17 protein-coding genes, 3 pseudogenes and 1 other annotated feature are annotated in these 26,293 nt (G+C 68.9%); of the genes and pseudogenes, 10 read left to right on the top strand and 10 right to left on the bottom strand.

The window, feature by feature from the left end:
• Positions 1-39 precede the first annotated feature (39 nt).
• Positions 40-414: a relaxase domain-containing protein gene (locus ACWCP8_RS34865; protein ID WP_451120294.1), complete on the top strand. Its 375-nt coding sequence runs from the start codon at positions 40-42 to the stop codon at positions 412-414.
• Here the strand turns inward: ACWCP8_RS34865 and ACWCP8_RS34860 are convergent.
• Positions 348-1,097, bottom strand: a complete 750-nt coding sequence (locus ACWCP8_RS34860; protein ID WP_451120292.1) for a hypothetical protein — start codon at positions 1,095-1,097, stop codon at positions 348-350. The two genes, ACWCP8_RS34865 and ACWCP8_RS34860, sit on opposite strands and share 67 nt — an antisense overlap.
• A 50-nt stretch (positions 1,098-1,147) precedes the next feature.
• Between ACWCP8_RS34860 and ACWCP8_RS34855 the strand changes: the two genes are divergently transcribed.
• Together ACWCP8_RS34855 and ACWCP8_RS34850 are read left to right on the top strand one after the other, a co-directional pair.
• Positions 1,148-1,432, top strand: a complete 285-nt coding sequence (locus ACWCP8_RS34855; RefSeq protein WP_451120290.1) for a hypothetical protein — start codon at positions 1,148-1,150, stop codon at positions 1,430-1,432.
• Positions 1,429-1,749 carry a hypothetical protein gene (locus ACWCP8_RS34850; RefSeq protein WP_451120288.1) on the top strand — a complete coding sequence of 107 codons (321 nt, stop codon included), beginning with the start codon at positions 1,429-1,431 and terminating at the stop codon, positions 1,747-1,749. Before ACWCP8_RS34855 ends, ACWCP8_RS34850 begins: the two co-directional genes overlap by 4 nt.
• Positions 1,750-1,938: 189 nt before the next feature.
• Here ACWCP8_RS34850 and ACWCP8_RS34845 read toward each other — a convergent pair whose 3' ends face one another.
• Complete coding sequence (locus tag ACWCP8_RS34845; RefSeq protein ID WP_451120286.1) at positions 1,939-2,256, bottom strand: hypothetical protein; 318 nt, start codon at positions 2,254-2,256, stop codon at positions 1,939-1,941.
• Positions 2,257-2,599: 343 nt separating this feature from the next.
• Between ACWCP8_RS34845 and ACWCP8_RS34840 the strand changes: the two genes are divergently transcribed.
• Together ACWCP8_RS34840 and ACWCP8_RS34835 are read left to right on the top strand one after the other, a co-directional pair.
• Positions 2,600-3,484 carry a prohibitin family protein gene (locus ACWCP8_RS34840; RefSeq protein ID WP_382844657.1) on the top strand — a complete coding sequence of 295 codons (885 nt, stop codon included), beginning with the start codon at positions 2,600-2,602 and terminating at the stop codon, positions 3,482-3,484.
• A 45-nt stretch (positions 3,485-3,529) separates the two neighbouring features.
• Positions 3,530-4,404 (top strand): IS5 family transposase gene (locus ACWCP8_RS34835; RefSeq protein WP_451120284.1). Its coding sequence is split into 2 segments (ribosomal slippage): positions 3,530-3,923 and positions 3,923-4,404, totalling 876 coding nucleotides; the frame shifts between segments, so codons are not numbered across the junction.
• Positions 4,405-4,422: 18 nt separating this feature from the next.
• On the opposite strand, the gene ACWCP8_RS34830 is transcribed toward ACWCP8_RS34835, so the two are convergent.
• From ACWCP8_RS34830 to ACWCP8_RS34815, 4 genes and pseudogenes are all read right to left on the bottom strand, one after another.
• Positions 4,423-4,920 (bottom strand): DUF1877 family protein, encoded by a 498-nt coding sequence (locus ACWCP8_RS34830; RefSeq protein WP_451120282.1) that lies wholly within the window; start codon positions 4,918-4,920, stop codon positions 4,423-4,425.
• Positions 4,921-5,098: 178 nt separating this feature from the next.
• A pseudogene (locus ACWCP8_RS34825) lies at positions 5,099-5,740 on the bottom strand (IS3 family transposase); the annotation flags it as partial.
• Positions 5,737-5,973, bottom strand: a complete 237-nt coding sequence (locus ACWCP8_RS34820) for a transposase (RefSeq protein WP_451120343.1) — start codon at positions 5,971-5,973, stop codon at positions 5,737-5,739. The pseudogene ACWCP8_RS34825 and the gene ACWCP8_RS34820, both read right to left, overlap by 4 nt.
• 88 nt (positions 5,974-6,061) lie before the next feature.
• A protein-coding gene (locus tag ACWCP8_RS34815; RefSeq protein ID WP_451120280.1) for an IS3 family transposase occupies positions 6,062-7,299 on the bottom strand; the annotation gives its coding sequence in 2 pieces (ribosomal slippage) (positions 6,062-7,020 and positions 7,020-7,299; 1,239 coding nt in all).
• Positions 6,893-7,021: a sequence feature (AL1L pseudoknot), on the bottom strand. (Overlaps the previous gene by 129 nt.)
• A gap of 530 nt (positions 7,300-7,829) precedes the next feature.
• Here ACWCP8_RS34815 and ACWCP8_RS34810 point away from each other — a divergent pair.
• Positions 7,830-9,239 (top strand): LCP family protein, encoded by a 1,410-nt coding sequence (locus ACWCP8_RS34810; RefSeq protein ID WP_451120278.1) that lies wholly within the window; start codon positions 7,830-7,832, stop codon positions 9,237-9,239.
• Positions 9,240-9,392: 153 nt separating this feature from the next.
• Positions 9,393-9,506, top strand: a pseudogene (locus ACWCP8_RS34805) (IS5/IS1182 family transposase); the annotation flags it as partial.
• Between the two features lie 235 nt (positions 9,507-9,741).
• Here the strand turns inward: ACWCP8_RS34805 and ACWCP8_RS34800 are convergent.
• A complete protein-coding gene (locus ACWCP8_RS34800; protein WP_451120276.1) occupies positions 9,742-13,530 on the bottom strand; it encodes a S8 family serine peptidase in 3,789 nt (1,262 codons plus the stop codon).
• A 288-nt stretch (positions 13,531-13,818) separates the two neighbouring features.
• Positions 13,819-15,516, bottom strand: a complete 1,698-nt coding sequence (locus ACWCP8_RS34795) for an IS1182 family transposase (RefSeq protein ID WP_451120274.1) — start codon at positions 15,514-15,516, stop codon at positions 13,819-13,821.
• A 644-nt stretch (positions 15,517-16,160) separates the two neighbouring features.
• Here ACWCP8_RS34795 and ACWCP8_RS34790 point away from each other — a divergent pair.
• On the top strand, positions 16,161-16,907 hold the full coding sequence (locus ACWCP8_RS34790) for a phosphotransferase family protein (RefSeq protein WP_352271487.1): 747 nt from the start codon (positions 16,161-16,163) through the stop codon (positions 16,905-16,907).
• A gap of 57 nt (positions 16,908-16,964) precedes the next feature.
• Here the strand turns inward: ACWCP8_RS34790 and ACWCP8_RS34785 are convergent.
• Together ACWCP8_RS34785 and ACWCP8_RS34780 are read right to left on the bottom strand one after the other, a co-directional pair.
• Positions 16,965-17,763: pseudogene (locus ACWCP8_RS34785) on the bottom strand (IS5 family transposase).
• 725 nt (positions 17,764-18,488) lie between these two features.
• Positions 18,489-19,811 (bottom strand): hypothetical protein, encoded by a 1,323-nt coding sequence (locus tag ACWCP8_RS34780; RefSeq protein WP_451120272.1) that lies wholly within the window; start codon positions 19,809-19,811, stop codon positions 18,489-18,491.
• 180 nt (positions 19,812-19,991) lie between these two features.
• Here ACWCP8_RS34780 and ACWCP8_RS34775 point away from each other — a divergent pair, with 180 nt between their 5' ends.
• On the top strand, positions 19,992-24,473 hold the full coding sequence (locus tag ACWCP8_RS34775) for a S8 family serine peptidase (RefSeq protein WP_451120270.1): 4,482 nt from the start codon (positions 19,992-19,994) through the stop codon (positions 24,471-24,473).
• Between the two features lie 68 nt (positions 24,474-24,541).
• A complete protein-coding gene (locus ACWCP8_RS34770) occupies positions 24,542-26,260 on the top strand; it encodes a kelch repeat-containing protein (protein ID WP_451120268.1) in 1,719 nt (572 codons plus the stop codon).
• The last annotated feature ends 33 nt before the right edge of the window (positions 26,261-26,293 follow it).

Here is a 26,293-nt window from a genome sequence, read left to right as displayed (position 1 = left end):
ACGCGGGGATGGCAGGACTGTGGCAGAGGGGATTCAGTGATGGAGTTCGTCGTTTTGGTAGTTCTGGCTGTTGTTGCGCCCTGCTTCAAGAAGCTGATCAAGAGTGTTGCCTTCCGCAATCGTGCTCAGGGCGAAGCCACCTTCCTCCTCGTCATCCTGCACCGCGCCCCGATCCGGGACGGGCTGATCGTCGCGGTCTTCCGGCACTACGAGTCCAGGGCAGTGGAGTCGAAGCCGCTGCTTCACGGTCACGCGGTGGTGTCGATCCGCACCCGGCGGTCTGACGGGACGTGGGGCAACCTGTCGGCGGACTCGATGCTGGAGCACATCGTCGCCGCCGGCACCCTCTACACCCTGACCTTCATGGAGGAGGTCTCCGCCCGGCTCGGGTGGGCGTGGAGCCGCGAGAGGTGACGCCCGGCAGGAGGCCGGTCATGGAGATCGCGGGCATCGACCAGCGGCTGATCGGCCGGCAGTCCACCCGCCGTCAGTAGATCGCCGACGAGCTGTCCGTCCTCGTGGCCGACTACGAGGAGAGGCAGGGGCACCCTCCGAGGGAGCGGGCCGCCTACGCGCTGGACCAGCAGGCCGCAGACCGGACGCGCCCGACGAAGCGCAAGGCGCCGCGATCGCTGACCGAACTGCGCGACGGCTGACGGAAGTCGGCGATCCGGGCGTTCGGCGCCCGCACCGTCTACCAACTGGCACAGCGGGCGCGGGCGGCAGCCGCAGCGGTGTGGGCGCGGGCGCGGCCGGTTGTCGACGTCGCCCTGGCCGCCGTCGACGCTGTCGCCGTGGTGTACGTGATGCGCGGCGCGTTCAAGCGCCGGCACCTGCTCGCCGAAGCCCGCCGCCACCTCTCCTACGTCCTGCGCGGCCGACCGCACCAGCCCGGCCTGGACGAACAGATCGTGCAGGCGGCCATCGACGACCACACCCGCCCGGCCGGCCGCCGGATGATGACCGCCGACCTCCACGCGCTGTACCCGCGCGACACCGAGGACCAAGCCGTGCTGCGCCCGCTGACCCGCAACCGGTCCGCGCCCCCGTACGAGCGGGCCCGCCTCGCCGCCGGCGCCCTGACCGCCCGAGTCCAAGCGCCGACCGGACCGCCTGGGCTACCTGGTCCCTGCCGCACACCGTCGCCGTGCCCGCCGCCCCGACGTCGCGCCTGCGGCCGGACCGTGCGGACCGGAAGGCCGGTCGGGACCAGGAGCAGGCAACCGACGACGCCACGGTGGAGCACACCCGGCGGGTGTTCGAGGCCGCCGCCAAGATGGCCGCCAAGCTCCAGGACGGCGCACGGGAACGCGCTGTCGCCCACGGCCCCCGGCCGCAGCCGGCCCCGGCAGCGTCGACGCCGACCCACACCCAGCAGCCCGCACTCCCGCCCGCACCGGGCAGGAACACACCTACTGGAGGAGTCGCATGACCATGCCGTCGGAGGACCCGAGAATCGAGGCCGCTGCAGCCCGGTTGAGGGAGGCCGCCCAGGAGCGGGCCGACGCGCACGGGCCGTCGCCCTGGGAGCCGATCTGGAAGAGGCCCCGGACATCGAAGTCGCAGGCGCAGATGAAGCAGGAGCTGCGTAAGCAACGGCGGCGGCTCCAGGGGGCCGGGCGACGCCGCTTCTTTGCCGGGCAGTCGCGCCGGCCCCGGTCCCGGCAGAACCGCATCGGCAGCGCGGCCGTGCGCCGCGATGCGCGCGCCCTGTCCCGGGTGCGGCACTCCACCGCGTGGCTGTGGTGACGATGGAGCGTACCGAGCCGGAGCCGGAAGAGGACCGATACCAAGAGCCGGGCAAGTCCCGCCGCGGCCTGTTCCGCCGCTCTCGCGTTGCAGGTTTTTCGGGCCCGTCCGCGTCCGAGAGGCCGGAGCACGGCAACAGCACCGGACCACCTAGGCACGGCTCTCATAGCCCCTGCCCATCGTCCTCGTCTATCCGTCCGCACCGGGCCTGGCCGTTGCTTTGTACCGCTCGAAGCGCTGCTGGCGTTCAGCGTCGGGAAAGAGCAGAGGAACGCCGACGTCCACGAGGAAGGCGGGACAGGGACCAGACAGGGGGAGAGGGTCGAAGACTGCCAGCAGGGTCCCGACTTCGTTGACGAGCGGGACGCCCCATGCGTAACGGCTGTCGCCGGCACTCCAACCGACGCTGACGGAGGTGTGGAACATCGCGGCTGTCTGTTCGATAGCGCGATCGATGCCGGGCAGCCGTGCGGTGAACCGTTCCGGGTTCGATAGAGATCTCTCCATGGCCGACCACGGGATGAGGAGAAACCCCGGCATCTTGAACCGGGCTTGTGGAGCGCCCGTTGCGGTGAAAGTCGCACGGCGGGTGCGGGAAGCGGTCCGGGGAAACGGGCCGGTCGAAAGACCGGAACCACGCCCTGGGCCGACTTCACTCCTTCCTGTTCGAATCGCGAGGTCTGGAGTGCTGGCTGGTCAACGCCCGCGACGTCAAGAACGTCCCCGGTCGGCCCCGTGCGGAGGTCTTCTTCGCCGGGAACCATTACTGCCCCGCGCTCCGTCATCAGGCTCGTTACGATGCGCTGCGCGCCGCCCGGAGGCGGCGGCGGTCGTTCGGAGGGGGAGAACTGTGTTCGTACTGGCCATCCTGCTGCTCATTGCGGCAGTCGTGCTGTTCGTGGTCGGCCGCGGCCGCACCGGGGGTTGGAAGCTGGGCGCCGCGCTCAGCACTGTCGCCGGCATCCTGGCGGGCGCCTTCGCGTGCTTCTACGTCGTGAGCGCGTACGAGGTAGGGGTCCCGGTGACCCTCGGGAGTGTCGGCACCCCGCTGACCTCCGGGGTCCACTTCAAGTCGCCGTTCACCGACGTCACGTCCTTTTCCACCCGCCCGGTGGACCTCGACCTCCACGACAAGGACACGGTCGAGGTCCGCTCCGCGCAGGGAGGTGTGCTGTACGCGGACGTCACGATCAAGTGGGCCGTGGTGCCCTCGAAGGCCGTCGCGCTCTACCGGCTGGCAGGCTCCGAAGAGGCCATCCAGGAGCGGCTGGTGGTGCCGGACAGCCGCGAGATCATCCGCAACGTCTTCGCGAAGCACACCAGCGAGGAGGGCTACGCCTCGGCCCGGGAGCAGATCGGCTCGGAGATCGACACGCTCATCAAGGATCGCCTGGCCCCGCGCGGCATCGACGTCACGGCCGTCAACCTGCGCAATGTGAAGCCGTCGGACAAACTGCAGGAGCAGATCGACAAGAAGATCCAGCAGGAGCAGGCCACCGAGCGCGCGACCGAGGGGGCGCGTACGGCCAAGGCGGAGGCGGAGCGCAAGCGGATCGAGGCGGAGGGGATCGCCGGCGCCAACAAGATCATCGAGCGGTCGCTGAGCGACAAGGTGCTCTACAACCGGTGTTTGGACGCCTACAAGGAGGCCGCGAAGTCCCACCCGGTGTACGCGGTGCCCTGCGGCACGGACTCGGGGGGTACGCCGGTCATCGTTGACGGCAGCAAGAGTTAGGGCGTGTATCGAAAGTGGATCTTGAGCATGCGATGATCTTGATTCGTGGGGCGAGGAGATCTGACGGATGCGCAGTGGGCGGTGCTGGAGCCTCTGTTGCCGAAGGGCAAGAAGCCGGGCCGGCCGGCGATATGGACCCGGCGGCGACTGATCGACGGCATACGGTGGCGGACCCGAACCGGGACGCCGTGGCGGGATGTTCCGGAGCGGTACGGGCCCTGGGGCCGGGCGTACGACCTGTTTCGCCGCTGGCAGCGAGACGGTATCTGGCAGCGGATCTTTACCGAGCTGCAGGCCCGGGCCGACGCCCCAGACCTGATCACCTGGGACCTCAACGTCGACTCCACCATCGTCCGGGCCCACCAGCACGCTGCCGGGTCAAGGAAAAGGGGGACCTGCAAAAGGAACCGCCCGGCGGCATCGTCATCGAGCCGGACGACCATGGGCTCGGGCGCTCCCGCGGCGGCCTGACCACCAAGCTACACCTGGCCGTCGAGCAGGGGCAGAAGCCCATGTCCATCGTGGTCACAGCCGGACAGCGGGGCGACTCCCCGCAGTTCGAGCCCGTCCTGGACAAGGTCCGCGTGCCCCGCATGGGGCCGGGCAGGCCGCGAACTCGGCCCGATCGCGTGCGTGCCGACAAAGCATACGCTTCCCGGAAAAACCGCGCTTACCTGCGCAGACGTGGAATCCGCTGCACCATCCCTGACAAGGTCGACCAGGCCCGCAGCCGAAAGAAGCTCGGCTCCCGCGGCGGCCGTACACCGAAGTTCGACCCGGAGGACTACAAGGCCCGGCACGCCGTCGAGTGCGGCATCAACCGGCTGAAGCGGCACCGGGCCGTCGCTACGCGATACGACAAACTTGCTGTCCGCTACGAAGCGACATTGCTGGTCGCCGCCATCAACGAATGGCTGTGACCGGCACGCGACCACCTCTCAAGCCCACACCGCCCTGACCACGGCGTGGCCTGCTGCAGCCGCCCGCCCATAGAACCCTTGGAGGCCCCTGTGATAGTCGAGGAACTCCTGCCTGACCTGCGCCTCGTCCCAGCCGGCCCAGACGAGCTTGGCACCGGCGACGTTCCACAGCTCGTCGAACGAGACACATGCAAGGAAGCCTGCGGCCTGTGACACCCCAGGCGGCTCCAGAATCCCCAGGGGCGGGTTGGAGGGGTCGGCATCGGCGCTGTGTGCCACTGGCCGCCCGCCGTAAATCGGCAGCTCCCAAGAGTCGTCGGCATCCGCATCGAGGATATCGGCAGCGGCATAGAGGTCATTGACGGAGCCCCAGACCTTGTCGATCGACTCGGCGATGCCCGCTGCGTACTCGTCGGGGTGGTTCTCCCAAGCCTCCCACATGAACGCTGCAAGCCAGGTGTGGTCGTCCCGGATCTCGGATTCCGCGACGGCGCGCATGTGCATGTGGATGCTCACGGCGACGAGTCCTCCCAGTTCGGCGGCCCGCCTGCCGGGCCGAACGGAGAGAACCTACTCGACGGCACTGACGGCGCGATGCCCGTCTCTTAACGCCGGGATGCCCGGCTCTGCCAGGACGCCCTCCGACACCCGAGCGCCGCGTGTCGTCGAGATCGACCACTGCGGACAGGTGCACGGACGCGGAGGCGCCGATGTCGGCGAGCCGGTCGGTATACCGAATGGATACGTATTGCGACCCGCGGTCGCTGTGATGGATGAGGCCGGAGTCCTTCTTGATCCTCCGTCTCCACAGGGCCATCTCCAGTGCTTCCAGGGGAAGTTCGGTGCGCATGTGGTTTGCGACCTGCCAGCCGACGATCATCCGGGAGTACACGTCCAGGACGAACGCCACGTATGCCCAGCCGGACCAGGTGCGGACATGCGTCATGTCCGCTACCCAGAGTTGATCCGGCCGGGAGGCGGTGAAGTCGCGGTCGACCAGGTCAGGCGGGCGGGGTGCCGACGGCTCCGGGACCGTGGTGCGACGCCGCCGGCCACGGATGACGCCCTCCAGGCCCAGCTCCGCCATCAGCCGCTCGACGGTACAGCGGGCCACGTCGACGCCCTTGCGGCACAGGGCCCGGGTGATCCTGCGGGCGCCATAGGTGCCGCCCGACTCCGCGTGGACCTGCTCGATCAGCGGCATGAGCTGCTCGTCACGGAGCCGACGGGCCGACTTCGGCCGCTTCTTGCGCGCGAAGTACGTCGACGGCGACAGCTCCAGCACCCGGCAGACGGGATCGACCCCGAGACCTTTGTCACGCAGGTGGTCGATCACCTGCTCGGCCTCGTCCGGGGACGGTCGATCTCCTGAGCAAAAAACACGGACGCGGCTTTGAGAATCTCGTTCGCCCGCCTCAACTCCGCTACTTCTTTGCGGAGTTGCTTTAGCTCGTCCTGCTCGGCGGTGGTCAGGCGGTCGTCGCGCTCGCCACGGTCGGCCTCGGCCTGGCGGACCCAGCCGCGCAGGGCCTCCTTATGGATGCCCAGATCCTTCGCAACGTGGGCGATGGGCCGGCCCGTGGCGCGGACCTCACGGATCGCGCGCTCACGGAGCTCATCAGGGTATTGTCAAGCCCCGGGTTTCGTGGAGACTGAGTTAGCTGGTTTTCTGGAGTGACGCAGGAGGTTCGGCCGCGAGGTAGTGGGCGGCCTCGTGCTCGGCGGGGGTGACGTGGCCGAGTTCGCCGTGGAGGCGGCGCTGGTTGAACCAGTCGACGTACTTGGCGACGGCGACCTCGACGTCGTTGATGCCGGTCCACGGTCCCTTGTTGCGGATCAGCTCGGCCTTGAACAGGCTGTTGAACGCCTCGGCCAGGGCGTTGTCGTACGAGTCGCCCCTGGAACCGACCGAGGCCACGGCGTCCTGCTGTTCCAGGCGTTCGGTGTAGCGAATGGCACGGTATTGAACGCCGCGGTCGGAGTGGTGTATCAGCCCGGTCAGGTCGCCGCCGGCGTGCCGGCGGCGCCAAATGGCCATCTCCAGAGCGTCCAGGGCGAGGTCGGTGTAGAGGGAGGTGGCGACCTGCCAGCCGACGACCATGCGGGAGAAGACGTCGATGACGAAGGCGGCATACACCCAGCCGGAGAAGGTTCTGATGTAGGTGATGTCGGCCACCCACAGCTGGTTCGGCGCACTCGCGGTGAACGCCCGCTCGACCAGATCAGCCGGTCGTGCCGTCTCGGGCGCGGGGCGGGTGGTGCGCGGGCTCTTGGCCCGGATCACGCCACGCAGTCCGGCCCGGCGCATCAGGCGCTCGACCGTGCAGCGGGCCACCTCGTGCCCCTCGCGCAGGAGGGCGGCGTTGACCTTGCGGGCCCCGTAGACGCTGTAGTTGGCCTCGTGGATCCGGCGGATCTCCTCGGTGAAGTGCTCGTCGCGCAGGCTGCGGGCCGAGGACGGGCGGGTGCGGGCGGCGTAGTAGGTGCTCGGCGCGATCGGCGCGTCCGTCTCGGCGAGGACGTCGCAGATCGGCTGGACGCCGAACGTCTCCTTGTACTGGTCGATGTAGGCGACCTTCATCGCAGTGGACGGTCCAGCTCCGCGGCGAAGAAAGCCGAGGCGGACTTCAATATCGCGTTCGCCCGCCGCAGTTCCTTCACCTCCCGCTCCAGCTCAGCGATCCGTGCAACGTCGGTGCTGGTAGTGCCGGGAACGATGCCTTCGTCGGTCTCGGCCCGCTTGACCCACCCCCGCAGGGCCTCGGGATGCACGTCGAGCTGGTCGGCGATGCGCTTGATCGCACCGGCCCGGCCAACCGGGTCCTTACGGGCCCCCATCGCCAACCGCGTCGCACGCTCACGCAGTTCGTCGGGGTACTTACGGGGAGCAGCCATGATCGGCATCCTTCCGGGTCTTCGATGTCTCCATCAAACCCGGGGCGGTTCATATTTACGGGGTGCTGCCATGGTGCTGGTGGTTCTCCTTCGCCAGGACGGTAACCCTGGCATCAGGGACTCCACAAATCTCAGTACAGCTCACATCGTTGGCAGATTCCTCTCTGGCTGCTCAAGCGGATCCTCAGCCCACGTTTCCCCAACGAACGACCAGTGCCGCGGCCGACCATGCCGGAAGACACGCACCAACGGCTCAAGGACCACTACGCGCGGAGCCTCACCGCGACGCAGTCGTGGCGATCGTTCCTCGACGACCACGACACCTGGCTCACGCTGTCGGCCGTCACGCAGCTCTACCTCAGCTTTCAAGACTCCACATCAATCAAGCCGCGCCGCACTAATTAAGCCGGAGCCTCGCTGCACCAACAGCTGCACGTTCGAAACGATCGTATAAAGTCCGGTGATCGACATCGGGCGTCTGGTGTCCGGTCACGCCGGGTGGTCGGGGCGGGGCGCGGGGGGCGATTCACATGGGTGGGACACGCAGACGAAAGAGTGCTCCGGCGGCCGGGCGCTCGCGTAGACGAGCGGGCGGGAAGTCGGACGGGCTGACGCGGCGGGGCCGGATCGTTGCCTGGACCGCCGGTATCGGCGCCGTGTGCGTCCTCGGCGCCGGCGGTGCCGGTGCGTGGATCTACAACGACCTCGACGGCAACATCCACGGCGCCCACCTCGACGGCAAGCTCGGCGACGACCGCCCGGAGAACCTCAGTCCCGGGTCGCGGAACATCCTGGTCGTGGGCTCCGACAGCAGGTCCGGGGCCAACGCCCGGTACGGCGGCATGGAGGGGGGCACCATGCACTCCGACACGCTGATGGTCCTGCACATCCCCGCGAACCGGAAGTGGGCCGCGGTCGTGTCCATACCCCGCGACTCCTGGGTGCGAATACCGGCCTGCGACAAGGGCGACGGTACGACCTCCGATGTCCATCACTTCAAGATCAACGAGGCGTTCTCGCTCGGCGGCACAGGCGGCGAGGTGGCCGACGCCGCCGCTTGTACGATCAAGACGATCGAAGCCAATACTGGTCTGCGCATCGACAACTTCATGTCGGTCGAATTCCAGGGGTTCAAGGGCATGGTCAACGCCCTGGGCGGCGTAGAGGTCTGCCCTGAGCAGGCCATCCACGACAAGAAGGCCCACCTCGATCTGGAGGCCGGCTGCCAGACGATCAGGGACGAGAAGGCGCTCGGCTACGTGCGTGCCCGCTACAGCGTGGGCGACGGCTCCGACACCGGACGCATCGGCCGCCAGCAGGAGTTCATGTCGGCGTTGGCCGAGAAGGCCAAGTCGAAGATCACCGACCCCGTCGCTCTCTACAAGTTGCTGCAGTCCCTCACCAAGTCCCTTACCACGGACGACGAACTGGCCGGTGCGAAAGCCCTCACCGGCCTCGCGTCCGAGCTGAAGGGCGTTCCCGAGGACCGGTTGACGTTCCTCACCGTTCCCAGCTATCCGCGCGAAGCCGACGTCCCGACGGACAAGGCCAATGTGGTGTGGCAGTACCCGCAGGCCGCCACCGTGTTCACCGCCCTGGCCAAGGACAGGGAGATCGACAAGAAGAGCCTGGAGGCGGACGCGAAAGATCCGCTGTACGCGTCCTCCGTGCACGTGCGTGTCCTCAACGGATCGGACGCCGAGGGGAAGGCCGCCGCGGTCGCCGAGAGACTGCGCGAGGCCGGGTTCACCGTCACGGGCACCGGCAACGCGCCGCACCCCGGCCGCACCACGGTCACCTATCCCCCGGGCCTCGCCGACCGGGCCGCGGTCCTCGCGTCCCAGGTACCCGGCGCGCACGCTGTCGAGGACGCCGCCGCCCCGGCGGGCGAGGTCACCCTGGTGGCTGGCGCCGAATTGGACGTCGACGACCTGCGATAGGGCACCACATCGAGAGACCGAGCGAGCTGTGCTTCCGCGTCTGCGACAGGACGCGGGAGTACGGACTCCGCGTCCGTACCGGATGCCGTCGTGCTGCGGCGGAACCAACGGTGCTGCCGGCCGCGGATTCGCCCGCTGACGTCGACGCCGACAATCGAGCGCACGATCTCGTGGCTGTCCGGCTACCGCAGACTCAGCCCCCGCTACGAACGCAACCCCCGCAACTACCTGGCTTTTCTCGGCCTTGCCGCTGCCCTGTGCTGCTACACCTCTGTCGGAGGAATGCACTCTGACCCGAGTGGATACGGAGCACCGCTTCGCGGCCCCGTACCTCTGCATCTGCGGGCACCTCACAGGCCACTCCTGGGCGACAAAGATCATTCTCACTTCAGGTGCGAAGTACCAGTTGGACACTACGAAGCCAGGGATCAGCAGGTCGAGAACTCACAAGGAGGCCCGGAACCCAGCCGGTGGCCCCGTGGCCGCGTCGGGTCCTCTTGCGTCACTCCACGCCGTACGCCCGGACGATCGTCTGTTCGACCCCGTTGCCGTGTTCGTCGGTGAGGTCGATCTTCAGCGAGACATACGCGCCGGAGCCGTGGGCATTGTCCACGTCTGCCATCCATCCGTCGGGCGTCTCGATCACGGACACCTCGGCCCAGTCGGTGATCTCCTTGGCCTGGATCGGGCTGCCGTAGGACACCCACGCCCGCGCCGCGACGAGCCGGCCGGCTTCGTACCCGGGCTGGCCGGCGGCCGACAGCCGGATCGGATGGTGGGAGGAGGCCGGCGCGAGGTTGCGCAGGTTCAGGTCCATGTCGTACCGCGGCATCAGCAGCGGCAGCCGCGCTGTGACGTCCTGGGCGGGCCGTGCGGACCGGAACCGCCACGTGGTGTCCGTGGCCAAGGACATCCGCCAGTTCTCGTGCAGGCCGGGCGAACGTTGCACCGGTATCCGCAGCCGGTAGTCCGAGTCCTCGGACGGCACCGACAGCGAGGCGAACCCGGGTTCGTCACCCTTGCCCCGGCCCAGGAGCGCGCCGTTGCGATACAGCTCGACCCGGGCGGCGTCGATGCCACCGGCTGTTCCGTAGTGGTCCGCCTCGGCGTCTCCCCACAGCGGGATCGACGCGGTCAGCTGGTTTCCCTGCCGGATCGCGACCGGGACCCGCGTTCCGCCCGTATTCCAGCCCGGCGCGGGCGCGGCAGGCTGCTTGTACCAGGTTTCTGTGCCGCTACCGATGCTGTGCACCCGCGGGCGGTCCAGGCTGAGCTCGCCGATGAGCCCGCTGTAGGCGCCCTGCCACCAGCTGGTGGGTCCCGGTGTGTAGAACTCTGTGCGTGTCACGGGCGCATCGAGCGGCGTCGCCTCGCCGACCGGATTCGCCCCCAGCCCGGCCTTCGCTACGGACGGCAGACGGGTGTACATCACGTCGTAGTAGCGCGCCGCCTGCCCGTGCGTGTACCAGTCGGTCCGCACCCGGGCCAGCTCGTCATCGTGGACCTTCAGGTGGCGGTCGCCGTTGATCCGGTTCTCCGCGATGTAGGACAGGTTGTAGACGTAGGGGCTGCGCGCCGCCGGCGTCCCCTCCCAGGCGAGGCGAACGGCACCCGCGGCAAGCCGTTCGCGCAGCCGCTCCTCGACCTCCGGCGTCACCGAGAGAACCGGCAGGGCCGGGACGGACAGTCGCGGGACCCACCGCCCCGGTGCGTCGTGCGCGAGGACCACACCCGTGGCACCGGCGTTCTTGGCAGCGGTGATCGCGCTGCGGGCAGCGGTGGTCGTCGTGCTGTTCACCAGCACCAACTGTCCTGCGGCGCCTGCAGTGGCGAGCTCGGCCGGCGTCCCGGAACCGGCGTCGACCAGGTCTGCCGCGGGTTTTTTGCCGGCGTCGTCCAGCGCGGGGGAGAGCGGCAGGTACTCAGCCGGGACCGGTGATCCGTCGGCCTCGACCGAGACCGCGAGCTCGGGTGCGTACATCCGCCAGGCGGTGGAGAACTCGAAGCCGCCGGTCCGGGCCTTGCCGGTCGGCGCGGCGTACACGTCGTCGACGTACTTGCCGAGCGTGAACCCGCCGGTGACCAGCCACCTGTCCCACCATCGGGCATAGTCGACGCGGATGCCCTGGTGCTCGGTGGGCCGGTCCGCCTCGACGCGGATCCGTGTCGCGGTGCGGGCGTCGTACGTCAGGACGGTGTCCTCGTCGACGACGATCTCGGGGTCGCCGAGGAACGCGACCGACTTCGCGACACCCTGGGTACTGGTGGTGCCCGGCTCGCCGCTGAGGACGAGCGCGGCGATCGCGTACCGGCCTGCACGCACGCGTATGGTCCGCTCGGCCTTCCCGGCCGGGAAGTACTGCTGGAACGTCGCCTCGTCCAGGCCGGTCACCTCGATGCTGCTGCCCAGCGTGGCGGCTTCGCCGCGCCGGTCGACAGCACGGATGGTCAGGTCGACGGTCTTCGGCTCGACCCAGAATGCGATCGAGGTGACCACCCGCTGCGTGCCGTCGGACGTGCGGGCGACGAGTCGGCCGCCGAAGGAGCCGTACGCCGCGAGCGGCAGCCGGACGCTGGGGTCGACGGTCACGGGGAGCGACGCGGTGCCGCCCGCCGGCACCTTGATGCTCTGCGCACCGAGCGTGACCATGCCCCTGGGCGCCGGCTTGTTGTCCTCACCGGTGACGTCGAGCGACAGGTCGAGCGTGACCGGTCGGGCGCCGGTGTTGGTGTAAGTGACGTCCCTCGTCCGGCTTTCGCCGCCCTCGTGCGGCCACGTGGACGCGGGCAGATCGAGCGGACCGGGGCCCAAAACGTCCTGGACTACGGCGCGGGCGACGTCGAGCATCCCCGCACCCTGCTCCTGAACACGCGACTCGGTGTCGGGGTTCGCTGCCGAGACCAGCGCCGCCTTCACCCGCTGCGGCGTCCAGCCCGGGTGTGCCTCGTCCAGAATCGCCGCAGCGCCTGCCACGTGCGGCGTGGCCATCGATGTACCCGACAGGCTCGTGTACGCGTCGTCACCGCGGCCGCCCGCCCTGGCGGCCGTGATGGCGACGCCCGGCGCGGCCAGGTCGGGCTTGCTGCGCATCTCGCCGGCGACCGGGCCACGGCTCGAGAACGACGCCGTCGCGCCTGCGTTGTCGACGGCACCGACCGTCAGCACACTCGGTGCGCAGCCGGGCGAGTCCACGCTGGCGCGCCGGCCGCTGTTGCCTGCCGCCACCACGAACAACGTGTCGGAGGTGGAGGCGAGTTGCTCGGCGGCGACGGCGAGCGGGTCCGTGCAGTCGGTCGTCGGGGAGCCCAAACTCATGTTCACGACGTCGGCGCCCTGCGCGACCGCCCACTGCATCCCGGAGATGATCCACGACAGCTGGCCCGAACCGGTGTCGCCGAGAACCTTGCCGACCATGAGTTCGGTGGCGGGCGCAACGCCCTTGAAGCGGCCGCCGGATGAGGCGCCCGAGCCCGCGACCGTCGACGCCACGTGGGTGCCGTGGCCGTTGCGGTCGTCGATCGTGGACGAGGTGGTGAAGTTCTTGGAGGCCACCACCTTGCCCGTGAGGTCCAAGTGACCGGCGTCGTAGCCGGTGTCGAGGACCGCGACCGTGGTGCCCTCGCCGTCGTACCCTTGTGCCCAAGCGGCGGGGGCACCGATGGCCGGCACCGACTTGTCCAGGGAAGCGGTGACCTTGCGGTCCAGCCAGATCTTCGCCGCCGCGGGACCGGGTGCGTCGGCTTGCACGGTCAGGTCACGCCACACGTCCGCGGCCTTCGCCTTCGGAGCGCTCAGTGCCACCGCCGACGCCGAGGGGAGTGCGCGGCCACGATCCGCGGCGGCCGGGACCGTCGCCGGGGGCCGCCCGGCTGCGTTGCGCCCGGCCGACACGGCCAACAGCGGGATCGTGTCGGTGGTGGCGTCGTCATAGCCCTGGTCCACCAGGCTCGTGACGTTGAACAGCTCCTCGTCGATGGCTCCTTCGGCGAGCAGCTGAGCAGCCTCGGTCGGGATGACATACAGCTCGTCTTTGACCTGCCGGGTTAGGTATCCGGACGTGGGCCGTCCGTCACGCTCAAGGGTGGCGGTTCGGGAACCGTCCGGGCCGGTACGGAGAATCGCCTGGTTGCCGGTGATCAGCGTGACCGTGTCCGTTCTCGGCCTGAGAATGACGCCGGCCTCGTTGACGGGCTTGTCCGGACTCGGTTCCGCGGCCGCGGTCGGGGGCAGAAGCACAAGCGGGAGAGCGACGGCGAACCCTATCGCGGCCCTGCCGAAAGTCCGGAGCATGCAGATTCCTCACTGGGCGAAAGGAGGAGCGGAGCATCAGCATCCTGGGCCCCAACCCGTGCGGTCGACCCCTCGAAGTGGCAACTAGTCGCCAGGGCGAGGATCCGCCACGGATCTCACGCTCAGCGAGCCACCAGAGGCTCGACCGACACATACTCGACGCCGCCTCAGGCCGAGTTGCCGCGGCAGGTTCTCTCGGGCGAAGAGCCCCCGCGGACCCGGCGATCACCATCAGCGTCGCGAGCATGGCCTCAGCTTGACTCTGTCGGTGATCTTGAGTGGTCGAGGTTAGGTGCCGAGGGTGCGCCAGGACTTCGATCGGGGAATTCCCTGCTGGTCCAGGAAGGTCTGGAGGGCGGTCGGCGGTCTCGGTGAAGGGGTTTCCTGGGTCAGTGACCGAGTGCTGAGTCGTTCGATGTTCACGGCAATGGCTGTGAGTACGTGTTGCAGGTGGGCTTTCGGCTGTCCTCGGTAGCGGCAGCGGCGCATGCCGTGTCCGTGGGCAAACTCGTTGATGGTGCCCTCCACGCCGGAGCGGACTGCGTAGCGGGTCTTCCATTCGGGCCTCTGCTGCTCGGTGCGGACGCGGACTTGCAGGTCGCGGAGTTCTCGCGGGGGAAAGCCCACGTTGCGGGCGCTCTCGCGGGAGCTGGTGCACCGGGGGCGGTCCGGACAGGGCTGGCACTGGCTCTTGGTGAACCGTGCCACGATCAGGGGCGCCGCAGTGGGCGAGGAGGTCGGGTAGGGGCCGTGCCAGCCCGCGCTGACCTGGCCCTGGGGGCAGGTGACTTGTCGGCGGTCGAAGTCGATGTGGAAGTCGTCCCGGTCGAAGCCTTCGTTCTGGCGGTGCTGGCGGGTGGGGTTGCCCGGTAGCGGCCCGGTGACGGTGACCTGGTGTTCGCGGTCGGCTCGTTCCAGGTGGACCAGGGAGGTGTAGCCGCCGTCGACCAGGTGCTCGGCGGGCAGCAGCCCGCGACGCGCCAGGCGGGTGTGGATGCCGGGCAGGGCCTGGCCGTCGTTGGTGGCGGCCGACGTGGTGGCCACGTCCGTGATCACGTTGACGCTGTCAGAGGCACACGTCTCGGTGAGATGGGCGGCGAAGCCCTTCCAGCGGATGATGTGTCCGTGCCGCACGTAGCGCGCAGTGATGTCGTAGGGAGAGACGATCGCCGAGGAGGAGGGCGGTAGCCCGTCGTCGTCGGTGGTGCGCCAGCTCAGAGGGCCTGCCGTGTCGCGGTAGTAGTGCTGCACCACGATCTGCCGTAGGGCCTCGGCTTGTGGGCCGGGCCGGTAGGCGGACCCGTCCCGGTGGAGTCGCTCCAGCAGTCGGCAGGCGTCGTTGCCGGCGGCGAGGATCCTGGTCTTGGGCCGGGTGGGGTTCTTGCCCAGGCGGACCGGGCGGTCATAGCGGCGCCCCCAGTCCTCGTCGACCAGGCCGATCAGCAGATGCCCAGCCGTGCGGGCCACTTCTTCAAGCGCGGCACGGACCGCCTTGGTGACCAGTTCCAGCCGGGTCAGGTCGCGCACCGCGGCCAGGACGTGGGTGGAGTCGGTGCGCTGCGTGGTGCGCTCGCCCACGAGGCCGGCCTCCTTCAGACGGGCGAGCACCAGATCCAAGAGCCGGTCGGCGCGGTCGTCGTGCGCGACGCGCTCGCGGAAGTCGGCCAGCACGCTGTGGTGGAAGCCGGGATCGTCCAGCTCCATGGCCATGGCGTACTTGAAATCGATGCGGCAGCGGACCGCTTCCGCTGCCTGCCGGTCCGACAGACCAAGCAGGAACTGCAGCACACAAACGGTGGCCAGTTGGGCAGGCGAGAGCCCGGGACGCCCGTCGCGCGGATACCAGCCGGCGAAGTCCTCGTCGCACCACAACCCGTCCAGCCGGTCTCTGACCCACATCGCCGTCGTACCGGTCGGATTGCTTGCCCGTGCGATCTGCGCGGTCAGAGGCGGGACTTGCTCACCGGAGCGGGGATGGAGCGACAACGGACACCTCGGCAGCTGTATCGGCCTTCGAAACAGCACTGCGCATGCCCGCCGATCACGCTCGCGCACTGGGAAACACCAAGATCACCGACAGAGCCAAGGCCGGGTAGTTATCGGATTCGCGCTGGTGGCAAGGGGTTTATGTGGTGCCTTGGCTGGTGTAGGCGGCGGGTCCGGCTTTGTGGATGAGTCCGTTGCTGGCCCATCGGTCGAGTTGTCGGCGCATGGTGCCCAGGGTGACGTCGCCGAGGTGGCGGGCGAGGTCACACGGGTGCCAGTGGCGGTCCGGGTCGGTGTCGAGGACCTCCAGGACACGCTGTCGGCGGCGGTCGTCCGGCGGGGTGTGACGTGCGGGGCTCGTAGAGTCATCGCCGCAGGTCGGGACGGTAGAGCGTTCTCGGCTGGGACCATGTCGGCGTGATCATCTCGATGCTGTACAAGGTGGCCCGCAGGCTGCTGTCCGTCCCCGGGCTGCTGCTGCGCCGCGACACCGATTAAGGACTCCTAACAAAAGTGGTGGACTTGACCTGGTCAGAAATCGGTGTCGCGCACGAGGCCGCCGGGTATCGGGAGGCAGTCAGCCGCGTAATCGCACGCGATAAACCCGGCGACGTCGGCGATCATCTCCGGGATACTGGTCGCCCATGGATGAGGTCAAAGTCGTTGTCGCCCATTCCGAGCGCGCGACCCTGCGCGTCGGCGACGTGTTCCTGAAGGTGGACGCCGATCAGGCGCGCATCGACGTCGAGGTCGATGCGATGTCCCTCGCGCCGGTCCCGACCCCGGAGGTCCTGTGGCGCAAGCCGCCCGTGCTCGCGATCGCCGCACTCCCGGGGACGACGCTTGGGCGCCTCGGCGGGCCGTCGACCGGGTCGTCGGCGGCGTGGGCCGCGGCGGGCGCCGCCATCCGGAAGCTGCACGACGCGCCGCTGCCGCCCCGGCCCGGCCGGGCCGGCCGGAGCATCGTCGCGCTGGCGGCGGAACTCGACGACGAGTGCGAGTTGCTCGTGACGAACGGCCTCCTGCCCGCTGACCTGGTCACCCACAACCGCCAGGTCGCCGAGGCCGCGCTCCGGCCGTGGACTCCGGCGTTCACGCACGGCGACCTGCAGATCGCGCACGTCTTCGTCGACGGCGACGAGGTCACGGGCATCATCGACTGGTCCGAGGCGGGCCAGGGTGATGCCCTGTACGACCTCGCCACCTTCACGCTCGGACACGAGGAGCACCTCGACGACGTCGTCGCCGGCTATGGCACCGACATCGACCTCGACCTGATCCACGCGTGGTGGTCGTTGCGAAGCCTGCTGGTGGTTCGCTGGCTGATCGAGCACGGCTTCGACCCGTTTGCGCCGGGCTGTGAGGTCGACGTGCTGAGATCCCGGATGTGAGGCTGCGCGGGCCCGGCTGCTACGAATGCGTTCTGACGCATCGAGCAGGCCATCCCCTTACTCTCGACAAAGTGCGGTGCGCAGTCGTCGCCAGCAGATGACGGCGCAGCCGAGGGTGACGAACGCGTGGTGGATGTCGTCGCGGATCTCCCAGCGGATGCGCAGGCGGCGGAACCAGTGCAGCAGCGCGATCGCTCCTTCCACGACCCAGCGGTACACGCCGAGGCCGGAGCCGTGCCCGGTGCCGCGCCGGGTGAGGTGCGGGGTGATCTGGAACCGGCGGACCTTGTCCCGGTAGACCTCGTGGTCATAGCCGCGGTCGGCGTACAGATACCCGGGGCGGCGCAGTGGCTGGCCGCGCTTGCCGCGGATCGGCGGGACGGCCTGGATCAGCGGGATCAGTTGGGTGACGTCGTTGCGGTTGCCGCCGGTGGTGATTGCCGCGAGCGGGATGCCGTGCGCCTCGACGATCAGGTGGTGCTTGCTGTCGGCCTTGCCCGGTCCACCGGGGACGGACCGGTGGCCGGCCCGCCCTTCATCGCGCGGATGTGGCTGGAGTCGACCGCTGCGCGGGAGAAGTCCAGCAGGTCTGCGGCCCGCAGCTCGGACAGCAGCAGCTCGTGCAGGCGCTGCCATACCCCGGCCTCGTTCCAGTCCCGCAGCCGTCGCCAGCAGGTCATCCCCGAGCCGAAGCCCAGCTCCTGGGGCAGAAACTTCCAGCGGATCCCGGTGTACAGCACGAACAGGATCCCGCACAGCACCTTGCGACTATCCAGACGCTTACGACTGGACGCCGCGCATTACGCGGGACGACCGGCAGCAGCGGCTCGATCCGCGCCCACAACTCGTCGTCGATCTCCCACGGTCTGGCAGCGGTCTTCCTCGTCTCGACTGGCTCGCACCCCCTTCGGCCAGCATCAACGAGAACTGACATGCCGTCATTTCCGGAGGTCCAGAATCCTCCTTTTGTTAGGAGTCGTAAGGAAGCCGAGTTGCTCGTCCTGCGGCATGAGAGTGCGGTGCTGTGCCGTCAGCTCGCCGGTCCGGTCCGTTACGAGCCGGCGGACCGGTTTTGGTTGGCTGTGCTCTCCAGCCTGATGCCCCGTTGCCGCTGGCACGAGGTCTTCGCGGTTGCTCCCGGGGCCCTGTTGGCCTGGCATCGCAGGTTCATCGCGGCGAGGTGGGACTACGGCGCTCGGCGCGCCCGCACCGGACGGCCGCTGATCAGGGCAGCGCTCAAGAAGCTGATCCTGCAGTTCGCTCGAGAGAACGCACAGTGGGGGCACCGGTGGATCCAAGGCGAGCCGGCTCGACTCGGACACCCCATCGCCGCATCCATGGTAGGGAAGATCCTCCACGCGGCGGGCATCGACCCTCGGCGGCGCCATTAACGAGTACCGCTATGCGGCTTGGCCTGCAGCGACGACTTTCCGAGCCCCACAGGGGCCAACGGCAGCTGCACCCCGGCATACCTGTGCACCGCGGTCGCCGGGTATGACGGGCCCACCGGGCTCGGCACGCCGAACGGTGGCCAGCCAGGCATCGCCGACCGTCTCAGGCTACCGGTTCGGCGTGAGCCCGTTACCCGAATGAGGTTGGCGGATTCGCCTCATCCAGGTGACGAGCGTCCGGCTCGGGCGGATTTGAGCTGCCTGCGAGCTGCGCCATCTGTATCCCGAACTGGAGGCGGGTTCTGGCTCCTGTGAGGTCCATCAGGCCGCGCATACGCCGCTGTACTGTGCGCAACGACAGGTCGAGTCGGCTTGCGACCGCCTGGTCGTTGAGGCCGGCGGCGAGCAGGCCCAGGATCCGGCCGTCCACATCGTCTACGTTGCCGCGGGCCGACTCCTTGGTCAGCCCTTCGGCGGTGACGGTGACGGGTGAGGCCCGCTCCCAGAACAGGTCGAACAGGGCGAGCAGCGCGTCCAGCAGCGCGCTGGGCCGCACCAGCAGGGCGCCCTCGGCAGCTGATCCGCTCGTGCTGCCAGCGATGGGGACGAGAGCCAGTTCGCGGTCGGCTATCAGCAGCTTCAGCGGGACGGCGTCGACGATACGCAGCTGCTCGCCGGCGGCGGTGGCGCGGTCCAGCGCATCCAGCATCTCCGGACCTTCGTCCAGCATCCGCCGCTCCCACACTATCCGGTAGGACACGCCACGGGCAGCGACGACCGGTTCGACGTCGTTCTCGGTGATGCCGACCGTCAGCAACGGGCCCTGAACCATGCAGCGCACGTCGCTGCGGGCGCCGAGCTGCAGCTGGGTGAAGCGCTGCCGGACGGCCGCCGTGCCCCGCACGACTTCGATCACCTCGGCCGGGGCGCGATGGGTGACGCCTGTGCGGTAGAGCTCTCCCAGGGAGTTCAGCTCGACCTCTGCCAGCTTGAGCGCGTTCTGGTGTTCCACCAGCAGGGCGCCCAGAGCCAGTTCGGGCGGGGAGGCCGTCAGCCGCTCCGAGCACTCGCCGCTGTGCGCGGCCAGGCCGAGGTGTTCCAGGCGGCCGAGCAGCCCTGCTGCCTGCCCGGGCGCGACATCCAGCGATGCCGCCAGCTCCGTCGAAGTACAGGAGGGGCGACGCAGCAGCTCGCGGTAGGCAGTCAATTCGTCATCTGTCAGTCCCAGCACATCGAGATCATGACGGACCCCCGCCAGGGCGCAACAGTCCGTATTTGACGACTTTACGTCATGTCGTATAGCCGCCGCATTGACGGCGAGGCTGATGCGCAGGCCCTCGATTTCTCCCAGCCGGCCCTCCGGCTCAGCTCCGGCGATGCGGACGGTGAGGTCGTCCCGGATCCTCTCCAGCCTTGGTCGCTGGGCAGGGTCCGGGCGCAGCTGGAGCACCGCACGCGGCACCCCGAACGCCGAGCTCCAGCACGGTTGGGCGTCGTCCGTCAGTCCCAGCACATCGGGAATCGTGGTGGATCCCCGGCATCGTGAGCCCGCCCGAGCGGGGCGGGTTTGCGCTATGTCGTAAGACCGCCACCCCGTGAGCGTTGCTGGTCACACATACTCACTGGGAACGTCGTAGCTCGCTGCCCGGTCGGGTACGCAATTACGTTTGTTGCTACAGGAGTCGACGTCTCGATGCAAAGAATCCGCGCCCTGGATCGAAGAAGAACAACTCTGGTCCTATCCCTCCTCGTTGCACTCCTGGCAGGCCTCGTTCTCGGCCCGCTGGGAAGTGATCCTGCGAGAGCGGACCAGAAGATCGATGTCGGCCTGGTGGCCGACTTGAAGAAGGATCACGGCACACCGTTCTGGGTGCGGTTCGGCGTGAAGGCCGACCTAGGCAAGGCTTCGGCCATCAAGCGCAGGGACCGACGCGGCAAGGCCGTGCTGAAGACTCTGCGCGAGACCGCCCATGCCCAGCAGGCGGACGTGATCGCCAAGGTGAAGGCCGCGGGCGCCGACTACCGCGCCTTCTGGGCCTCCAACACCGTCTATGTGACCGGGGGTTCGCTGAAGCTGGCCGAGGACCTCGCCAAGGGGGCCGAGGTCAGCCGCCTCCAGGGCGACCGGGTCTACAAGCTGCCGGAGCCGATCAAGGCCGCCAAGGTCGCGGCCGTGAATTCCGCTGCCGTCGACACCCCGGTCGAGTGGGGCCTGAAGGCCATCGGCGCCGACCGCGTGTGGAAGGACTTCGGGGCGCGCGGTGAGGGCGTGGTCATCGGCTCCATCGACTCCGGCGCCCAGTTCGACCACCCGGCCCTCAAGGCCTCCTACCGGGGCACCCGTGCGGACGGGACGTACGACCACAACTACAACTGGTACGACCCGACCAACACGTGCGGCACCCCCTCGCTCGAGCCTTGCGACAACTCCGGGCACGGCACGCACACCATCGGCACGATGACCGGTGGCAAGGGCACGACGAGCGATATCGGAGTCGCCCCCGGCGCCAAGTGGATCTCCGCCAAGGGCTGCGCAACAAGCCAAAGCTGTACCGGTTTCGCGCTGCTCGCCTCAGGTCAGTGGATGCTCGCGCCGACCGACCTGAACGGCAACAACCCCCGGCCGGAGCTGCGTCCCGACATCATCAACAACTCCTGGGGGCTCGACAACGGCATCGCCGTCGAGCCGTTCTACCAGGACATGGTCAACGCCTGGACCGCTGCCGGGATCTTCCCGGTCTTCGCCAACGGCAACAACGGGCCCGGCTGCAACACCGCGGGCAGCCCCGGCGACTACACCTCCACCTACGCCGCCGGCGCCTTCGACCGCAACGGGAACATCGCCTCGTTCTCCTCGCGAGGCCAGGGCGAGAACGGTGAGATCAAGCCGAACATTGCCGCCCCGGGCGTGAGCATCCTGTCCGCGGTGCCCGGCAGCACGTACGCCAGCATGAGCGGTACGTCGATGGCCGCGCCGCACACCGCGGGCGCCGTCGCCCTGCTCTGGTCGGCCTCGCCGCGCCTGGCCCATGACATTCCTGCGACCCGGGCCCTGCTGGACCGCACGGCTGTCGACGTCGACGACACCAGCTGCGGTGGCACCGCGGCGGACAACAACGTGTGGGGTGAGGGCAAGCTGGACGCCCTCGGGCTGGTGGACGCCGCGCCCCGCGAGGGCACCGGAACGGTCACCGGCAAGATCACCGACGAGAGCGGCAAGCCCGTCGCCGGCGCGAGCATCCACGTCACCGGCGCCCTCGACCGCCAGCTGGTGAGCGGCAGCGACGGTTCGTACGAGCTGCGGCTGACGGCAGGCGAGTACAAGTTCGCCGTGGCCGCCTTCGGCTACACCGACACCGAGAGCACCGCCACCGTCACCGCCGACAACACGGTCACCGCGAACATCACCCTGAAGGCGGCGCCCAAGGCGACCGTCCACGGCAAAGTCACCGACGGATCGGGTCACGGCTGGCCGCTCTACGCCAAGATCACGGCGGAAGGTGTGACGCAGGCCGGCCCGTGGTTCACCGACCCCAAGACCGGCGAGTACCAGGTGACGCTGCCGCAGACCGCGGAGCACACCCTGCACGTCGAGGCCGTCTCGACCGGCTACCAGGACAAGTCCGTCCAGGTGCCGTTCACCGGCGACGGAGCCCAGGACGTGTCCCTCGCCATCACGCCCGATCGCTGCGAGGCACCCGGCTATGGGGTGAAGGGCCTGCACGAAACCTTCGACTCCGGGAACAAGCCCGCCGGGTGGAGTGTCGTCACCCACTCCGAGCTGAGCGGCTGGGCGTTCGACGACCCCACGCCGCTGGGCAACCGCACCCTCAAGGGCCGAGGCGGCTTCGCCTCCGTCAGCAGCCGGATGAACAACTTCAAACCGCGTGACTCCGAGCTGATCAGCCCCACCGTGGACCTGACCGGCGTCAGCGACCCGAAGTTGTCGCTGGAGAGCCTCTATCGAGCGAATGCGGGCCTCAACCCCCCGAACCAGTCCACCATCAGCATCGACGTGTCCACCGACAACGGCGCGACCTGGGCCGGCGTCTGGACACGCGGCCTCGCACTCGCACAGGAATCGCTCAAACTGCCGCTCCCGCAGGCCGCAGACAAGTCCCAGGTCAAGGTCCGCTTCCACTACAACGCGCCAAGCAACGAAGGGTGGTGGGAGATAGACGACGTCCTGATCGGCGACGCGACCTGCCGGGCCCTCGACGGCGGCCTCGTCGTCGGCCAGGTGAGCGACCGCAACACCGACACGGGCCTGGCGGCGGCCACCGTCTCCACCCCGTCCAAGGAGTCGGCCCGCTCGGCGACGACGCCGGACGACCCGGCGACCGGCGACGGCCTGTACGTCCTGTTCTCCCCTGCCGGAGAGCACGAACTGGCCGCCACCCATGAGAATTTCACCACCGAGAAGAAGTCCGTCACAGTCCGCGAGAACGCCGTGACCGGAGCCGACTTCACCCTCGACGCCGGCCGCCTGAAGGTCGAACAGGACGCCCTGTCCGGCACGGTTCCCTTCGGTGAGCGCGCCATGAAGAAGCTCACCTTGACCAACACCGGCAAGGCCCCGCTCACCGTCGAGACCGGCGCGGGCGGCGACGCTGCGGCCACCAGGTCGGCGGAGCGGAGCAAGCCCAACCCAGAGGTGTCGGTCAAGGTCAAGACCAGCACGGGCTTCCTCACTCCCGACAGCAGCCCGCTGTCCAGTATCGACACCGGCACCGCAACCGGCACCCAGGCAGGAACCGCCGGCGACGATGAAGGCGGCGACTGGCGGACCCACACTTCGTACCCGGCCGGAATCTCGGACTCGGCTGTCGCCGTGGACGACGGCAAGATCTACAGCATCGGCGGCTACGAAACCACCTTCCCGAACGGTATCTTCGGCTACAGCGACAGGAAGACCGTCAGCGCTTCCTACGTCTACGACCCCATTGCCCAGAGCTGGTCGCCCATCGCCCGACCGCGCATCGCACGGGTCGCTGCGATGGCGGCGTTCATCGACGGCAAGCTGTACGTGACCGGCGGCTGGAGCGCTTCCCAGTCGCTGGCGACCCTCACCGAGGTGTACGACCCGAAGACCGACACCTGGACCACCGCCGCCAGCCACCCCCGTGGACTCACCGGCTCGGGAAGCGCAGTCCTCAACGGCAAGCTGCACTTGGTCGGCGGCTGCGCCCAGCCCGACAACACCCTCGTCGGCACCTGCAACCAGACCGATGTCCACGTCTACGACCCGGTCAAGGACCGCTGGACAAGGGCGGCCGACTACCCCGTGGGGGCGGCTTTTTCAGCCTGCGGCGGCATCGACGGCAAGCTCTACTGCGCGGGCGGCATGAACAAGGTCGGCGTCGTGTCCGACGCCTACGTCTACGATCCGGTCTACGACCACTGGTCGCCGATCGCGAAGATGCCCAACGGCTCCTGGTCCTCCGCCTACAGCACCAGTGGGGGCAAGCTGCTGGTCGCCGGCGGCGTCCGCGGCGCAGTTGGTACCGGGACCATCACCAATGCGGGCTCGGCCTACGACCCCAAGAAGAACACCTGGTCGGCGCTGCCGAACATGAAGTACCCGACTTATCGCGCCGGCTCGGCCTGCGGGACCCTCGTGGGCGGCCTGTCCGGCGTCATGAACGGCAACGCACGAGTGCAGAGCCTGCAGGGACAGGACTGCGACACCGGAAGTGTCTCGTGGGCCTCGCCCGACCGGACGCGGATCACCCTCGCTCCCGGCGAGCGCACCACGCTCACCGTCGCTCTGGACAGCAAGGCCATGGAGCAGCCCGGCACCTACGACGGAGCCCTCAACCTGCACACCGACTCCCCGTACGCCACCCCGGCCGTCCCCATGACGCTGCGGGTCACCCCGCCGCCCACCTGGGCCAAGGTGGCCGTGACCGTCAAGGTCGAACAGTGCGACGGGACATCGGAGCAGATCCAGGGTGCCTTCGTGAAGGTCGACGGACAGACCACCCTGGCCCGCAGGTCGGACGCCGACGGACAGGCCTCGGTCTGGCTGCCGGTCAACGGCGGCGGCCACGAGGTGACCGTCATCGCCGCCAAGGACGGCTGGAGCTCGGCGAGCGAACGCATCACGCTCAAGCAGGGCGACACGCAGAGCCCCACGCTCACCCTGAAGTCGGCGGGCGGGTGCGCGGCCCGATGACGCAACGACTGAGACCACGACCCACCACCGCACCCACGACACCTTCGGAAGGGATCCGGGTGACCCTCATGGGCCGCAGACCCCTACTCGGCACCGCCATAGCCGTTGTCGCCCTCACCGCCGGACTGCTCACCGGCTCAGCGGCCGGCGCAGACGGACCCGACATCACCGTCAGTACCAACGCCCTGACCGCCGGCGCAGAACTCGGCGGCAGCACCCAGGAGACCTTCACGGTCACCAATCACGGCACGGATGCCCGCACGATGACGCTCGCAGAGTCCGGCGGCGGTTTCACCATCCAGGGTCTGAAGGACACCGGCGCGCCACGCCGGGAGATCGCAGGCACACCCGACCCGCACCGGCTCGCCACCGGTGGAGACGGGCAGGCCAAGGCCGCCCCCCAGGAGGCAAGCCCTGCCGAGGCACCATGGCAGGACATCACCGATCACCCCGCGCCGGTCATGGACAACCTGGCCGCCACCGGGCCCGGCGGAAAGGTGTACTCGGTCGCCGGCATTTCCGACCGCAAAGTGATCGCCACGGCCCGGGTCTACGACCCGGTCGCGGGCACCTGGAGCACCGTCGCACCCCTGTCCCAGCCGCGCGAGAAGCCGGCCGGGGCGTTCATCGACGGCAAGCTGTACGTTACCGGCGGCTGGGGCGCCCCTGGCGACGTCCTCAACGTCGCCGCGACCGAGGTCTACGACCCGGCCACCGACAGCTGGGCCACCAAGGCCGCGAGCCCGACACCGCTCGGCGGGCAGGGCGCTGCCGTCCTCGACGGACAGCTGTACACCGTGGGCGGGTGCACCCTGGCCTGCGGTTCGCCCGCCGTCCTTGCCTACAACCCGGTCACCGACGAATGGTCGAAGAAGGCGGAGTACCCGGAGCTTGTGGCCTGGCCGTCGTGCGGCACGCTCGGCGGGCGGCTGTACTGCGCGGGCGGAGAGGTCGACCAGAACGGCGTCGCCGTACCCATCAAGAACACGTACGCCTACGACCCGGCCACCGACAGCTGGACCAAGCTGGCCCCGATGCCGGAGGGCCTGTTCGGGGCTGCCTCCAGCGCCGCCAACGGCCAGTTGCTGGTCTCCGGCGGCTCCAACGGCCAGGATTCGTACACCAACGCCGGCTACCAGTACGACCCCCAGGCCGACAGCTGGAGCGCGCTGCCCAACGCCAACCACATCGCCTTCCGAGGTGGCAGCGCCTGCGGCTTGTACCGCATCGGAGGCACGACCGGTGGTCTCGCAGGCATCGTGGCGAATGCTGAGAAGCTCCCGGGCTACGAGGCCTGCGGCGACGGGGTGGACTGGCTGACCACCGACGACGAGGCGTTCACGGTACAGCCCGGCGCGACCCACACCGTCACGGTCAAGATGGACACCTCGGGCTTCTCCCAGCCCGGCACCTACACCGCCGCCCTCCGCCTCGGCACCGATCACGGCGACCACGTCGACCCGGTGAAGGTGACCCTCACCGTCAAGGCACCGCCGCAGTGGGGCAAGATCGCTGGCACCATCACCACCGCCGCCTGCGCACCTGGCGGCGCCAACCCGCTGGAGAAGGCCTCGGTCACGCTCACCGCCAAGGGCGTGCACCGGGTCATCAGGACGGCGAAGGACGGCACGTACGCGCTCTGGATCGGCGAGCACGAGGGCCCGCTGACCGTCATCGTCTCCAAGGACGACTGGCAACCGAGCAGAGCGGACGTCACCCTGCAGGCGGGCGCCACCCGGACGGTGCCACTGGCACTGGATCCATACCCGTCCTGCCCGGCGGCGTAGCGAGTGGTGGGGTGGGGGCGGGGCAGGGCGGGC

It is taken from the genome of Streptomyces sp. NPDC002206 (assembly GCF_053593595.1).
This window is presented reverse-complemented; position numbering and strand designations above follow the sequence as displayed.